This window comes from Micromonospora sicca (assembly GCF_003172935.1).
In the GTDB taxonomy this organism is placed as follows: Bacteria; Actinomycetota; Actinomycetes; order Mycobacteriales; family Micromonosporaceae; genus Micromonospora; species Micromonospora sicca.
In genome coordinates this window covers 1-15,916 of record NZ_QGKS01000089.1, presented here as the reverse complement: position 1 = coordinate 15,916, position 15,916 = coordinate 1, and the positions used below count along the sequence as shown (strand labels likewise).

Genomic DNA, 15,916 nt, shown 5'->3' with positions numbered 1-15,916 from the left:
CCGTCGGGGGTGGGCACGGGTAGCTGCTTCCAGATGTAAAGTCCCATGCTGGTGCTGCCGATCTTTTGGCGGCTTACATAATCAAAGACCAGAGAGCTTTGGGCAGCCATGAGCGCCGCGGTGAGGATCGGTGAGACGCCCGGCAGCATCAAAGGGAATTTGTGTCCGACCGCAGTGCGAGGGAGAAAGGCGGGGATGGCCGTGCGCTCGTCCGTCGTGCGGCATACGTCACGCCAGCCGCAGAGCCAGTCCCGATCCCAGCCCATGTCCTTCAGTCGCAGGGCGACCCCCGGGACCTCCACCTGCTTGTTCTTCCTGACCGATGAGATGAGCCCGTTCTCCGCTACCCAGTAGCGCGGGTCGGCGGCCGCTAGGGGGTCCTGCTTCTCTGTGAGGGTCAGGCGCCGGCGGTCCTCATTTCCGTTGCCGTAGTAGGAGTTCCAGCGATGGTCGAAGTGGTGTGCCATCTTCCCCTCGTACAGCGGCAGCATCCTCTCTCGATCTCGCAGGAAGACGTTTCCGCGCAACTCCCAGCCCTCTGCCTCCAGTTGCTGTCGGTCGCGGAAAAGGTCGGAGTCGTCCGTCATGTGGAAGAAGGTCGCCTTGAAGGTGATACCCCAGGGGTTGCCATTCTTCTCAGTCTCGTCCCACAGCACTGGAATGCGGCGGTAGACCGCAGCGGTCAGGTCCGCATCTCGACGGGAGCGGAAGATGGGGAGGGTGCCGGTGTTGGGGTTGATGAGGCGGATCTCCGCCGGGCTGAGTACAAAGACACGCTCGGCGTCGTCAAGATCGGTTGTATCCAGAAGGAAGAAGGCGAACTTCGCTGTCGGTTCGCCCAACTCCCGACCCGTCAGCGAGAGCAGGCAGAACTTGTAGCGGAAGTCCACCCCGACGAAGAGCGGTTTGAGGTTCTCGAAATCGTACAGGGAGGCGATGGCACCGCGCCGGGCTAGGTCGCTGAAGAGGTGCTGCGCTCCCGCACTTGTTGCGATGGCCGTCGGAATGATGCAGCCGAAGCGCCCCTCTGCGGCCACGATAGACGCGAAGCACTCGGCGAAGAGCTGGTCGGTTTGGAGCATAGTGACGCCCTTGACCGTAAGGCCCTTCGCGCACAGGGGGTAGACCCCAGAGTCTCCCGCGAAGTGAAATGTGGCTTTTACCTTGCGACGCTCGGCCCTGTATCGCCTTCCCGCCTCCGGGTTCTCCTGGGCCCACTCAGCGATACGGATCCGCCGGGCTGTACCGGCGATCGCCGCAATGGAGGGCTCGACTACGCTGAAGTACTTCTTGTCTTCGAAATCGACCTTGTCCCAGGGCGGGTTGCCGAGAACGCAGGAGAAGCCGCCCGCCCAGCCGGTGGCCGGGTCCACGCCAACGGTAGAGACGTGCTCCGGGACAGTGAAGATCTCGGGAAACTCCAGATGCCAGTGGAAGAAGCGGTATTGCCGCTGGAGCCGTGCGATCTCGTCGTGGGTGGCCTGGGAGGCGGACCTGGCGTCCGGATCCTGGAGGCCACGGAAGATGTCATGGGTGATCGGAGGCGGCGCGTCCTTGGCTTTGTGCCACACGAACGCGGCGCACCAGGCGTCGGCCACGTGCAGGGCATGGACATACGCGGCGGAGGTCTCCCAGTCGCGGTAGGCCGAGGCCTGGCGGCGGACAGCGCTTAGGTTATTGGCCGGGGCGTCTACGATGCGGCGAAGGCCGGACGCGAAGGCGGTGTTGACCACCTTGGTCTTTGCGAGCAGGTCGAACAGTCCGGCCTGCCCCGCGCGCTCCTCGTTGTTCTGCCTCTCTAGAAATGCGGCGTAGTTGATGTCGTCGCCCTCGACCGGCTTGAACGCCTTGCTCGGTATGCCGCCGCGCAGCAGTGCGGGCGTGGCCCCGATCAGCCCATTGCCGTGCTTGATGTGCGCGTCGAGGAAGCTGAGCGGCTTGCCCGGTTCCAGGGCCTCCAGCCACAGCGACACCTTGGCGAGTTCGACCGCCATCGGGTTGATGTCGACGCCGTACACACAGCGGGCGATGACCTCGTGTAGGGCGTGCCGGACCGCGTCGACCGTCGGCTCCGGGTTGCTCTCCCGAACGGCGGAGACCCGCTTGGCGATCCGGCGGGCGGCCGCGACGAGGAAGTGGCCGGAGCCGCAGGCCGGATCGCAGACGGTGAGCGACAACAACTCGGCGACGATGCTCCCGGTCGCGTCAGCCTCCCCCGCAGCCGACGCCTTTTCTTCACCCCGCTTCTGCGCGGCGTCGATGACCGGGTCGAGGGTGGAGTCGAGCAGGGTCTCGATCAGGGAGCTAGGGGTGTAGTACGAGCCGGTTTTCTTGCGGTCGTTGCCGAGGCGGTTGACCAGCTCGAACGCGCTGTCGACGGCGCTGTGTTTGGGGACGAGCTCAAGGAGCGATTCGTAGATGGAGCCGAGTTCCTCCGCACCCATATTGCGGTAGTCCACCTGGCGCCAGCGGGCCGATCTCTCGTCGCGGACGCGGGAGAGGTGACGTATGGCCTCCAGCAGATCCGCGTTGGCCAGGGACAGTCCGCGCAGTGCGGCGTCGGCATCGGTCTCGTCGAAAAGGCCGCCGAGGCCCGGCAGGCCCAGTTCTGGGCGGCCGTGCTCGTCACCGAGCGCGTCGAGCACCATCCGCAAGGCCTGGTAGAGATCAATGTGCGCCGTGCCTCGGCGGCGGTTCGCCTGACGGCGCAGCCGCTCCGAGGAGAAGTAGGCCGCGTACCGCCGACGGGTGTCCACGGACGTCTTCGGCGGATGAAGCGCGTTACGGTCCTCGGCGACGAAAAGGAAGATCAGCCGGTAGACGAGGCGCAGCAGGGCGGCGTGGAAAGCGTCCACATCAAGGTTCCGACGCAGGTCGCCATTGGCGGGATGCTGAAGGAAGCCGGTGCCAAGGGTGGTGATGGCCTTCTTGACAGCCTCGCGGTGGTAATCCAGGGCGCGGACTCCGGAGCTGATTGCCTCGATGCGCCACTTCTCCAGCGAGCACGTGGGTGGGGTGGCGCCGTCGGCCACCTCGAAGCGGGAGACGTGCAGCAGCCGGTACAGCAGGACGAACTCGCTGAACAGCTCGCCGTCGAAGATCGCCTCCAGGTCGAATTCGACGTACGCGGCGGTGGCCAGCGCGCTGGAGTCGCGAAGCAGCCGCAGCTGGCGGCCGTTGGTGAGAACGCCCCACAGGTGTCCCTCGGACCGGTTCAAGCACTCCTGCACCAGCGACTGCGGCGGCACCCCGCCGCTGGCCGGACGCTTGTCCAGCGCGGCGTTCCACGGGGCCAAATGCACTGGGACCTGGTGCCAGCGGTGGCTGATCCGGAAGGTCTTGCCGCCATGGTCCGACACGATGCCGGAGGCCCCGATCGCGGTCAGGCGGCCGAAGCCGAACTCCGCGAAGAGCGGTTCCAGCCACTGCGCGACCGCGAGGCCGGTGGGGTCGGCGGGTGCCTCCGCTTCCGGCGCGACGGGAAGCTTGACGCGCAGCTCCTTCCAGACCGACTTGAGATAGTCCCAGTGCCGTTCGGCTTCGTCACGTACCGACCGCGAGCCGATCACGCGGTAGTCGGCGGGCTTGGCACCGGTGACGTCCTTGCCTTCGGAAATGCGGACCAACATGTCGGCGGGGAGAAGGCCGCCGATCGTGTGCACGGCGGAGAAGACCTGGTTACGAGCGGTGGCAGACATCAGCCGATGCCTCCGGCGGTGGGGGTGGCGGCGGTCGGGGCCGGCAGGTAAACATAGGCGCCGAGCACGTCGGCGGACTTCTGCGCGGTGACGGTCAGGCCACGGACGATCTCGCCGGAGGCGCTGCGGACCCGCCTGTGCGAAGCCAGCAGTTCGGCGGCCAGCTCCGCGCCGTACGCGTCGAGGTGGTCGGTGGTCGCGGGCAGGTCCTGGAGGACGCGGCGCATTGTGCTTTCGCCGAACCCGGGGTCGGTGTTCGCGTCGGCGGTGGCGTCGAGCAGCGCCAGGGCGTCCTCGTGGGACAACCAGCGGGCGTTCGTCGGGGCGCCCTCGAAGGCGAGCAGTCGGGCGTCCTCGGCGACGAGCTGCCGGGTGCCGGTCCGCGACGGCAGGGTGAGGTGGAAGCGGTAGCGGACGACCAGCAGGGTGGTGCGGCTGGTGACGGACCGGGTCCGGATCACCCCGCAGCGGCGGGCCGGTCGGGGTCCGGACGCCTGGTCGTCTAGGGCGGCGTTGAGGACGTAGCCGGCGAGCGCCACCACCGCCGGGTCGGTGCGGACCAGGGCGACTTCGCCACGGTCGACTGCCGCCGTGGCGCGGAGCGGCACCGGGCGGCCCCGTTCGACGACGTCGCCGCCGAGGACCGGGGCGAGGGCGTCGCGCAGGCCGGCGGGGGTGCCGCCGAGTTCGGCGGTGAAGTCGCCGGACCCGTCCGGGCGGTCGCGCAGGACGCCGTCGAGGGCGTACAGCGACCGGCGTACGAAGCCGCGGATCTCGCCGGCCCGGCCGAGGGTGTCGCGGACGGCGGCGACCTCGCGGGCGACCTCCTCGGGTCGGATGGCGTGCTGGGCGAACCGGGAGCGGGACGTCTTCTCGCGTTCGGCGGCGGACTGCCAGTCGGCGGCCAGGGCTGCGGCCTTCTTGTCGAGGCCGGTGAACTCGTCGATGTCGAAGAGGCTGCCCTGGTCGCCCCGGCGGACCTGCTGGCCGCGCAGCAGCACCCACTGCACGATCGCGTCGGTCACGCCGGCGGAGTCGGCGTCCGGGACGGAGACGGAGATGCCGAGGTCCTTACGGATCTGCCGGTGCTTCTTGATGAGGACGTCGAGGACCTTGCCGTCGATGCCGTTGTCGCTGCCCCAGAGGGTGATGACCCGGACCACGTCGCGCTTCTGGCCGTACCGGTCGACGCGGCCCTCGCGCTGGTCGTGCCGGGTGGGGTTCCAGGCGAGGTCGTAATGGACGACGGCGTCGAAGTGGTGTTGCAGGTTGACGCCCTCGGAGAGGCAGTCGGTGGCGACCAGCACCCGCCGGGCGGCCGGGTCGTCACCGGCGTCCTCGGCGAGCTTTTCGATACGCTCGATGCGCTGCTGCGGGGAGAGCGTGCCGGTCACCGCGCGGACGATCGTCTTCTTGCCGAGCTTGCCGTCGAGGTGCTCGGCGACGTACTCGGCGGTGGGGATGTAGCGGCAGAAGACGATCGGATGGTAGCCATCCTTCAGCAGCGCCTTGAGGTGGGTGACCAGGGCGGCGAGCTTGCGGTCCTCGGTCGGGCCCTCCAGTTCGGCGGCCCGGTCGGCCAGCTCGGCCAGCCGCGCGCCGGCGTTGTCGACGTCTGCGGCCTCCGCGCCGGGGGCGACGTCGAGCCCTTCGAGAGCGTCGGAGTCGGAGAAGTCGCTGGTCAGCGGGGCGCCGAGCCGGTCGGCTTCCTCGGCGGTGACGGCGGCCGCGGTCGCCGACCGGGTGCGCAGGGTCTGCGCGGCGGCGCGCGGCGAGGACACCAGGGAGCGCAGCAGCGCGATCGCGGACCACCAGGCGATCCGGGCCTCCCGCCGGCCGCGCTGGTCCGCGGCGGTGACCCGGTCGCTGGCGTACGCGATGGCGTCATCGAGCAGCGCCCGGTACGCCGGGGTGAGCTTGTAGGTCTCGTCCTTGAAGTGCCGGTCGCTCGGGAACGACGTCTGCTCGGCGAGCGAGTCGTCGGCGAGCCCGTCCTCCCTGGTCAGGTACTGGCGGACGTCGGCGCGCTTGCGGTGCACGAAGTGCGGGGCGAGCATCCGGCGGCCGGCCTCAGAGCCGAGGTCGACGGTGGCCAGTTCCGGCTTGAGCAGGCCGAGCAGGTTGCGGAAGGCGCTCTCCTTGCCGCTGTGCGGGGTGGCGGTGACCAGCAGCAGGTGCCGGTCGGCGTCGGCGGCGACGCGTTGGAGCAGTTCGTAGCGGAGCTGGTTCTGGGTGGTGGTCTTGTTGTCGTCGGCGGCGACGCAGGTGTGCGCCTCGTCGACGATGACCAAGTCTGGGCAGTGCCTGACGAAGTCGTCGCGGTGCCGGGTCGACTTGATGAAGTCGGTGGAGACGATGACGTGCGGGTGCCGGTCGAACAGCGACTGGCCGAGGTCCAGGCCGCGTTCCAGCCGGGAGACTGTGGAGGCGAGGACCAGCTCGGCGTCGATGCCGAACTTGGTGCGCAGCTCGTCCTGCCACTGCTCGGCGAGAGCCGGGGAGCAGAGCACGGCGAGCCCGCGGGCGCTCCCCTGGGCGAGCAGCTCGCTGGCGATCAGGCCGGCCTCGACGGTCTTGCCGATGCCGACGTCGTCGGAGATCAGGATGCGGGTGGTCCTTTGCCGCAGCGCCATCATCAACGGTACGAACTGGTAGGCGCGCGGCTCCACGGCGATCCCGGCGAGGGTCCGGAACGGCCCGGCGCCGGACCGGAAACCGATCCGCAGCGCGGAGCGGAGCAGGCCCGCCGCCTGGGCGTCGCCGAGGTCGGTGGGCGACGGGGGCGCGAACTGGGCGCTGGTGACGCTCTCGAAGGCGGGGAAGACGGCCGCGATGTCGTCGTCCGCGCCGCCGAGCGGCCGCAGGACGAGCATGTCGGGGGCGCTCTCGGGCAGTACGACCCAGTCGCGGCCCCGGGCGGAGACCAGCGATCCGGCACTGAACGAGGTGGTCATAAAGGAGTCCTTGCGCGTCGTGATGTGTGGTGGTGTGTGCAGCTGAGGGTCAGCCGGTGGCGCTGGTGCCGAAGCAGTACCGGTGCTCGGCCGCGATGGCGGACCAGTCGGCATCGTGCGCGAAGCGGACCACGTCCCAGCCCGCGTCGCGCAGCCGTTCCTCGGCGTCGCGGTCGCGCTCGGCGACCGCCTCGTGCTCGTGGACCGGCCCGTCAACGAAGACCGCGACCGTGGCGCCGGGCAGCCGGTAGACGTAGTCGGGCCGGGCCAGCGCCTCGGTGACGAGGGTCTGCGCCTCGTCGGGCAGCCGCAGGCCGCGCTGCTTGAGCCAGGTGATGAGCTTGGCCTCCAACGCGGTGTCCGACTGAGCGGTCAGCCGCTGGAGCTGCTCGGTGCGGGACTCGCCCTGGCCGGTGGTGGTGGCCCGGGCGGCGGCGAAGTGCAGCAGCAGATCCCGCACGGTGTGCCGGTCGATGAACCGGTGGTTGAGCTGGTTGCCGTAGGTGAGCAGGCACTCGTAGCAGCCCATCGCGCAGGGCCGGTCCTTGGCTGGGCCGCCGAGGTCCGTGCCGTCGGGCGCGAAGTGGCAGATGGCCAGCGCCTCGGCGGCGGCCCGGGCGAGGGCGTCCGGGTCCGACTGCATCAGGCGCAGCACACCGGCACCGCCCTCGGCCGCCTCGGTGAAGAGCATCCGCTCGCGCGGCCCCTCATCTGGCGGGAGGAGTTCGGTGGTCAGCTCCGAGTCCTCCAGCTCGAACGCGGCCTCGATGCCGCGTTCTAGTGCGTACATCAGCGACAGCGCGACCGGTTCGTCCAGCGGTTCGTCGAGCTTGAGCACGAGGATGTTGCGCCGGTCCTCCACGTACGGGATGACCCGCTTCTTGCGCCGCTTCTCGTTGCCGTCGGCATCGACGACCGGCATTTCGCTGGAATCGCCGGAAGCCTCACCGGCGTCTCGCTCGTTCATCCACCGACCGTCGGCCGGGTCGAGCCAGAAGCCGTCCGGCTCGTTCTCCTTCGAGCGCACCCGTCCGATGTTGGTGATACGGACGGTGGCCGAGTCGCCGTAGGACAAGGTGGCGAGCTTGCCCTCGCCGTCAGAAGCGACGGCATCCTGGCGACCCGGACGTGCGCCATGGTCCTGGAAGCGGTAGGAGGTCACGAGCCGGAAGCCCGCCCTGCGACGCTCCTCCTCGTCTGAGGAGATGCGCTCTCGCCGCTTGGTGTAGACGGTGTGCAGGTGCAGCAATCCCGTGGTCTTCTCGCCCAGCGGCTCGTCGCACATCTGGCAGCGGTCGGCGGCCTCCTTGATGTCGTGGTGATAGCCGCAGCAGCTACACCTACGCGCTTCACCGGTCACGACGTCCCCGGCCGCGTCCGGCGGCAGTTGGATGCGGGTGACCTGGTAGCGGGCTCCCTCGTGATAGATCAGGGCCCCGGGCCCGAACTCGCGGATGGCGAGGAAGCGGGGACGCTGGAGGTAATCACCGTCGCCGAACCTGCGGCCCGTCGTAGGGACGTAGGCGGCGAGCGGCAGCCGCGGGAAGGAGTACCCAGGCAGGAAGCCCTCGCTGGCGAGGTAGCGGTACGGGTTGAAGTCGGACAGGACCGACTTGCTCTCCACGCTCTCGTTCTTCAGCAGGTTGAGCTGCGTCTCGGCCTCCTTGCGGCGGCCCACGGCGATCCGGCGGTCGCGCTCGGAGAGCGTGTGGTCCAGGACTCGGCGGTTCTGCTCGGCCTGGTCGACCAGCGCCGCCCTGAACAGGTCCCGCCAGCGGTCGAACGCCCGGTCAAACCTCTCCGGCGTGGTGCGGACACTGTCCTCGATCCACTGGTCGTCCCACCACGTCGAGTTCTCGAAGTCCGGCAGGAGCCCCGCGAAGACCTTGCGGGCGGCCGCCGCAGCTCTTTCCTGCGCGCTGGCATCGCGCAGCGCCGCAACGATGTGGTCATTCAGAGCGAGGGCAGGGTCCGGCCGTCGAGTCTCCTCGATGTAGCTGATGTCAATGGTCTCAGGTATGGCTCGGCCCAGCTTGAGCCCAGCCTCGGCCAGCCAGATGGCGTCGACATGGGAACGGACCAGGTCCTCGTTGGCCAGGTCCAGCCGCGGCGGGGCAACCGCTCCGGCCACCATCCGCTCAGAGCGCCGGAAGTAATACTGGTCGTGGCTGTTGCCGGTCGCGCAGTAGGTGGTTACCAGCGCGGGCTGTCCCGACCGGCCGGCCCGCCCGCTGCGCTGGGCGTAGTTGGCTGGGGTGGGCGGGACATTGCGCATCATGACGGCGTTGAGCTCCGAGATGTCCACGCCCAGCTCCATCGTGGGCGAGCAGTAGAGCAACCTCAACTCCGCCTTGCGGAAGGCCTCTTCCCGCCTCTCCCGCTCGGCCGGATCGACCTGGGCGGTGTGCTCACGGGCGGCTAGGCCGGCGAGAGTTCCGGCCGCGCTCCGGTAGAGGTCCCGGAAGAAGGTGTTGACGCGAGGACCGTCGCCGCTGGCATATGTGCGCGTCAAGGGATCGTGGCTGCCGGTCTCGCCTGATCCGGCTCGCCAGATCAGCGACGCGGCGGAAACCCGGTAGCCGATGACCGTCGGGCCGGCAGGACGCCGGAACCGGCCGGCACTCTGCGGCGCCGCCGAGACCTCCGTGACCAGGCCGGCACCCCTGAGCACCTTGAGCAGGTCAACGATGATCTCTTGAGCGTCACTGAATGACAGATCCGCGAAGTGCACTCGGCGCAGGTACTTGCCGACCTTCCCCCGCCCGGACAGGAACAGGCCGGAACGATCCAGGCCGGGCTTCGATGGCTGGGGGTAGGCGGTGCCGACCTTCGGGCGGTCGCCTGCGGAGAGCACCCAGGGGTCAATGAGACGCTCCTCGCTCGCGCGCTGGAGCATGTCAAAGTCGTCCCGGAAGTACTGGACATCGATGGCCAGAGCACGGCGCATCTCGTTGAGCAGTGCCCGCATGATTTCAGCGCGCCGCCCAGGCTCGGCGTCACGCAGCTTCTCGTGAGTCTTGGACCAGCGATCCTGCTTCTCGGCGAGCCAGGTCAGGTCCTGGTAGTCGATTTCCAGCAGGCCGGTCTGCTCCAGGTTTGGCATGGTGATGCGCCAGCCGCGTTCGAGGTCCAGGTAGAGCCGGAACGCGACGACATCGCGGAGGGTCTTGGCTGCGGCGCTCGCCATGGACGGAGGCAGGTCTGCCTCACGGGCATAGTCCGCCAGCGTGAGGCGCAACGCGGCGGTGACCCGGGAGGCCAGCTCCTCGTGGTTGATGCCCTCGTCGCCGGCCTCAAGAGCCGCCTGGTACAGCGCACCGCGCAGCTGCGTGATCTGCACGAAGTCGTTGAAGTGACCGGCCTGAAGGGAAGCGTCCTGCCGGTTGTCGACAAACGTGAGGAGCTTGCGGGCCTTCTTGCTGAGCGCCTCGGGAGGCGCCTGCATCAGGGAGCGGACGATGGACGCGGAAACCAGCGAGGTCGCCGAGGACCGCCCCTCCTGGTCGAGAGTCGCCAGCTTGGCGAAGTCCTTGCCCCTGGTCTGCTCGTAGCTGACCCCGCAGTGCGCGCAGAAGAGGAACGGCGAGGGTATGAAAGCTGCCTTGAGCTCACCTCGCCCCTCATATCCGTAGGGGTCGACTGTGATAGCCCTAGGCAACCGATCGCGATAGTTGCTGCGGACGACCTCCTGCCCGCTGTCGTCAACCTCGAGCCACGACTCGGGCAGGCGGCGGGCGTCGATGGCCTCTGCAACGTCCGCCGGCCAGGGCCGATCAGAGTCGATAAACAGGTAGCCATCGCCGGCGCGACCACCGGTGGCGAAGGTGTCCCGCCGTGGCTCGTAGACGGCGCTGCCGTTCTTCTCGGTGCGCCACACCGTCAGGTACTCCTGGCCGCACTCCCGACAGAAGGCCAGCGGCAGCAGGATCTTGCCGTCTGAGCCCGGCAGCACGAGTTGGTACTCGCGCGTCAGGTGGCGGGTCAGCTCATCTTCGAGCGTTACGTAGACCGTGTCGCCCTTGGAGAGGAACTGGTGCAGTCGGAACGCGAACAGCGGACGCTCGGTGACCGGGTGCCTGGCCTCCGAACCGGCCTTCAGCGTGCTACGAATCGCCTGCGCGCACTCAGCCACGGTCGATCCGCTGCCCGCCGCAAGCTCGACGGCTGCTTCCTCGATCTTGGCGGGCTTCTGCCGCACGAGGCGGCCGGTCGGGTCGGTGGCAAGACCGAAGCGGGTCTCGATCCAGCGGGCGAGCGGGTCCTTCACCAGGTCGGCGTAGGCGCGGGGAGCGCCCGGCACCCGAAGCCTTTCAACCGGCACGGTGTCAGGTGCCTCGGCGGTCGCCCGGACGAGCGTCTCACCGATGACGTTCTCCGGGCTAACCTCCGTGCCGAAGAGCGTGGTGGCGACCCGGGCGACGACCTTTCGCTGGTCCTCGGCCGTGCCCTCGCTGGAGATGGTGGCCGAGGTGCCGATGCACTGCAGTTGGTCCGCCTTACACGCCTCCCGCACGCGGCGGATGAGCAGGGCGACATCGGCTCCCTGCCGGCCGCGGTAGGTGTGCAGCTCGTCGAAGACCAGGAACTCCAGGCCCATCGCCATCTTAATGAGAGAGCGCCGGTCGTCCGGACGGGTGAGCATCAGCTCCAGCATCACGTAGTTGGTGAGCAGGATGTCCGGCGGGTTGTCGCGGATCTCCTTGCGCCGCTCGTCGCTCTCCTGACCGGTGTAGCGGGCGTACGTGACCGGCTCCCGGTTAGGGCCGTAGCCATCATGGAGGTACTTGTCGAGCTCCTTGAGCTGGCTGTTGGCCAGCGCGTTCATCGGATAGACGATGATGGCGCGGACCCGCTTGGCTGCCTTCGGGCCCTCCTGCTCGCGCTCTTTCAGCACCTTGTCGACGATCGGGACGATGTACGACAGCGACTTGCCCGAGCCGGTGCCGGTGGTGAGGACGTAGGAGGCACCGGACTTCGCGGTATCGATCGCCTCGCGCTGGTGGCGGTGAAGCGTGAGCGAGCGGCCATCGCAGGCCGTGCCACCCTCGGTCTTTCCGGCCTGGAAGATGCGTGCGCACTCAGGGTGCAGCACACCTTCGCTCGCGAGTTCCAGCACGCTGCCGCCGGAGGCGAAGAACGGGTTCAGCGACAACCAGGGGTCCGGCCACTGGGACTTGGCATCCAGGTCGTCTTCGACGAAGGCCGCGATCCGGTCATCACGAATGATCGTGCCGCCCTCGGTGAACGACCGATAGTCCTTGATGAGCTGCTGGTGCACGCCGAAAACATCCATGCCGGCTCCGGCCGACCGGGGCTCCGGGGTCACGGCGTCATCCAGCGCCGCTTTCGACACGCCGCCGAGCGTGGGTGGGGCCTTGAAGTGCCGTACCGGGTTGAACTCGTCCCAGCCCGGAACCTTGTCCTCGCCTGTTACGAACGGCAGCAGAGCGTCGCGGACTGCGACGGCATCCTCGGGTCGCTCTGCTGGGTCCTTGGCAAGCAAGCGGTCGATGAGTCGCGCCATGTCCTCCGGGACATCCGAGCGCAGCAACCGCACGGGAGGCGCCAGTTCAGTCAGATGTTTCTGCCCGACCTCATGTGCCGACTCGCTGAGGAAGGGCGGGACGCCAGTGAGAAGCTCGAACAGCACGCAGCCCAGCGCATAGAGGTCTGCTGCCTGCGTGACCGTCGCGGCCCGGAACTGCTCGGGCGCCATGTAGCGGGCGGTGCCAACGGTGGCGCCGGTGCTCGTCAGCTTGCCGCCTTCGATGTCGTCGACGATCCGTCCCATGCCGAAGTCGAGGACCTTGACCACTCCCCCGCGCAGCAGCATCACGTTCGAGGGCTTGAGATCCCGGTGGATGACGCCCGCGGTGTGCGCTGCGAACAGCCCGTCCGCAATCTGCGCTCCCAGCGCGGCAACCCAGGCGATGGGCAGCTGCGCATGCTCTGCCACGAGGTCGCGCAGGGTTTCCCCGTCGAGATACTCCATGGCGATGTAGGGCGAGCCACTGTCGTCCACCCCGCCGGCGATGGACCGGGGGAGGTTGGGGTGGCTGAGCTTGCGCATGATGCGCATCTCGCGATCGAACCGCTGCACAGCCTTCTCATCGGCAGTCGTGTCGATGATCGCTCCGGAGCGGCTACGCAGAATGCGCTTCACGGCGACGACGCGGTCCCTGGAGTCTTCGGCCGCCTGCAGATCCTCGGCGCGGTGAACCTCGCCCATATTGCCCCTGCCAATGGCGCCCAGCAGGCGGAACCGGTTCGTTACCCAGTCCAGGTTCACAGACACTTCAGCATCCTCAGCTCGTCACGCATCGCAAGCGCCGCGACCTCCGTGGGCTCCGTTGAGGCGCGCAGCCTGGTGGTCAGCAGCGTGATCTTGCCGTACTCGTCCTGCTGGTCATCACCGGGCACCAGGTCAGCCACCTGCCGCGCGAAGCTGGCGAGCGCATGGTGTGTGGTACTCACCTGGTTCCTTTCGTTGTTTGCCAAACAAGGAGTATCGCTGGTCGGTTGCATCGTTGTAGTCCCCCGCTCGGCCAAAGCGGGGGTCCGGACCGTCAGTAGGGCAGCTGCCCTCGGTCCTTACCTCGCCTGTTGTTTCCGGCCCGATCGCTTTTCTGGGCGGAGCGCGCCGCGGGCCAGGCCATCGGCGGTGAGCTGCACCAGTTCCGCGCCAAGCGCCGCCGCCTGTCGGATAGCCGACTCGAAGGCATCCAGCCGCCGGAACGCCTCTCCGTGCGTCCGCTGCTCCTCCAACGGCAGCCGCCGCACCTGCGCCCGCCGGATGTCGAAGCGCAGCGTGCCCGACAGGCTCGACGCCTGCTTCTCGTTGGCCGAGGTGCGCAGCTGCCCGGCGAGGAACCACGGGTCGAGCGCGGCCGGGTTGGGGCGCAGCAGGTACATGTTTGGCCCGAGCAGGGCACGTTCGTTGGTGATCACACGAGCGGTGAGCCGACGGGCGGTCATTGGCACGACAACATCCCCTGGCTCCAGCTGAATCGCCTGACCAAGCGGGCGGTCGCCTCGCGGCGAAGGCCCAGTTCCCTCCACCACATCCCGCGCAGACAGGACCGGCAGCTCGACAAAACCTTCAACCTCCGCGGTCGAGCGAATGCTTGGCCGGACCGGCCCGATCAGCTGCAGCGCGCCGGTGCGGGCCAGCTCGGCGATCGACAGGGTCAGCGGCGCGGCTGCCCCGTCGGGCTCGGGCGTGACCTGTGGCATCAGCGCCGGCAGGTCGCCGACGATCGCGGCCAGGCGCTCCCTGGTGCGTACCAGATGCTCTCCGCTCGCCTCGCCCCCGACTTCGGGTTGCCGGCGGGCGGGGGTGAGGTCGACCTCCTCGTCGAGCAGCTCGATGACCGGCACCGCGCGGGCGAAGCCGACCTCCTCAATCTCGGCGTCGGGCGCGGCGGTAAATGCCCGCCAGGTGGTCAGCACCCGTGCGTACAGCTCGGCGAGGTCGCCGTCGGCGGCGTCGATCAGCAGCGCCCGCGCCGGTGGCGGCGCGTCGGCCGCGGGCCGCCGCAGCACCCACAGGTGCAGCGGTACGCCGTGCGGCGCGGCCACCCCCGGCGGAAGCGCGACGACGGCGCGCAGCGCGCCGCGGCGCAGCAGTTCGGCGCGGATCCGTCGACCGGCGCGGCGGCCGGCGGCCGTGGGCGGCATGAGCAGGACGGCATGCCCGCCGGGTCGCAGGTGGGCCAGGGCGTGCTGCACCCAGGCCAGCTCCGGTTCGGTACGCGGGGGCAGGCCGTACTCCCAGCGCGGGTCGTAGCCGAGCTCCTCGTGGCCCCAGGTGGTGATGCCGAAGGGCGGGTGGCAGAGCACGGCGTCGACGGTGCGGCCGGGGAACGCGTCGGCCCGCAGCGAGTCGCCGGGGCGGACCTCGCCGGGCACGTCCCGCAGGGCGAGCCAGAGTCCGGCGAGCCGGGCGAGGGACTCGTCGAGTTCCTGCCCGTACGCGGAGGTGCAGCCGGCGCGGACGGCGGCCCGGAGGGTGGCGCCGGAGCCGGCGGCCGGGTCGAGCACGGCGCCGCCGCCGACGTCGGCGAGCCCGACCATCAGGTCGGCCAGGTCGTCGGGGGTGGCCCAGGGCCGGCCGGGGCCGGGAGCGGAGAAGCGCTGCCACAGCTCGTCGAAGGCGGCCTGCGGGCCGAGGTCGTCGGCGAGGGCGTCGATCTCGGGTAGCAGGTCGGCCAGCCGTCGGTCGACCTGCCGGCGTGATGGGCGTTCGCCGCGTTGCCGGGCGAGCAGCAGGGCGCCGACGGCCGCGAGCGCGTCGGCGGCGGTGTCGGTGGTCGGGGCCAGGTGCCGCCAGAGCCGGTCGACGGGTGAGAGCTCGGGGAGTTTGCCCTGGCCACGTAGCCACTGCTCGACCTGGATCAGGTCGAACTCGGGGCTCGCCGGGGTCCCGCCCACCGGGGTGGGGAAGTCGGGGTGCCGTTTGCGCCAGTTGCTGACTGCGGCACGGCCGACCCCGGCGAGCCGGGCGATCTCCGCTGCCGTGATGGTCGGTGTCTCATGCACCTCCGAAGTGTGTCACACCTGTCAAGCATCGTGCTTGTTGACACGGTTCACAGATGATGCTCTCATTGACGTCGTCACGTTCACAGCAGGAGGAAACGATGCGCAAGACCACGACCCTCGCCCTGATCGCCACCGGCCTCGTCGCCCTGGGCTGCGGCTCCGGCGCCACCGACGACGCCACCGGCAGCAAGGCCGACGCCGGCGGCGCCAAGGGCGAGGACAAGCCGGCGAAGACCGCGAAGATCGGCCAGGCGGCCCGGGATGGGAAGTTCGAGTTCACGGTCAAGTCGTCGAAGTGCGGTGTCGCGAAGGTCGGCACCTCGATGCTCGGCGACAAGGCCCAGGGCCAGTTCTGCCTGATCACGATCAACGTCAAGAACATCGGCAAGGAGCCGCAGACCCTCGACGGCAGCAGCCAGAAGGCCTACACCGCCAACGGCACCGAGTACTCGTCCGACACCGAGGCCGGCCTCTACGCCAACAAGGAGCAGAGCACCTTCTTCGAGGAGATCAACCCCGGCAACCAGGTGACCGGCGTGTTCGTCTTCGACATCCCGAAGAACGTGAAGCTCACCAAGCTCGAGCTCCACGACTCCATGTTCTCCGGCGGCGTGACCGTCTCCCTCGCCTGATCCACCGCTCGACCTGGGGCGGGCGCCACCGCCCGCCCCACTCCCCCTGTCTCTTATCCACATCTGACGCTGCCGCCGAATAGCCTTGTGTAAC

At 68.9% G+C, this 15,916-nt stretch carries 6 protein-coding genes; 1 reads left to right on the top strand and 5 read right to left on the bottom strand.

The annotated features are described in order from the left end of the window. The 5 genes from DKT69_RS03195 to DKT69_RS03175 form a co-directional block, all read right to left on the bottom strand. Positions 1–3,698 (bottom strand): Eco57I restriction-modification methylase domain-containing protein (locus tag DKT69_RS03195; RefSeq protein ID WP_109800102.1); only part of this gene is annotated, 3,698 nt, incomplete at its 3' end. Beyond that, a complete protein-coding gene (locus DKT69_RS03190) occupies positions 3,698–6,652 on the bottom strand; it encodes a DEAD/DEAH box helicase (protein WP_109800101.1) in 2,955 nt (984 codons plus the stop codon). The genes DKT69_RS03195 and DKT69_RS03190, both read right to left, overlap by 1 nt. A gap of 49 nt (positions 6,653–6,701) precedes the next feature. Next, positions 6,702–12,947, bottom strand: a complete 6,246-nt coding sequence (locus DKT69_RS03185) for a protein kinase domain-containing protein (protein ID WP_201749464.1) — start codon at positions 12,945–12,947, stop codon at positions 6,702–6,704. Beyond that, on the bottom strand, positions 12,938–13,126 hold the full coding sequence (locus DKT69_RS03180; RefSeq protein ID WP_109800099.1) for a hypothetical protein: 189 nt from the start codon (positions 13,124–13,126) through the stop codon (positions 12,938–12,940). Before DKT69_RS03180 ends, DKT69_RS03185 begins: the two co-directional genes overlap by 10 nt. 117 nt (positions 13,127–13,243) lie before the next feature. Further along, complete coding sequence (locus DKT69_RS03175; RefSeq protein WP_201749463.1) at positions 13,244–15,190, bottom strand: N-6 DNA methylase; 1,947 nt, start codon at positions 15,188–15,190, stop codon at positions 13,244–13,246. 98 nt (positions 15,191–15,288) lie between these two features. On the opposite strand from DKT69_RS03175, the gene DKT69_RS03170 reads away from it, so the two are divergent. Then, positions 15,289–15,822 carry a DUF4352 domain-containing protein gene (locus DKT69_RS03170; RefSeq protein ID WP_109800098.1) on the top strand — a complete coding sequence of 178 codons (534 nt, stop codon included), beginning with the start codon at positions 15,289–15,291 and terminating at the stop codon, positions 15,820–15,822. Positions 15,823–15,916 lie beyond the last annotated feature (94 nt).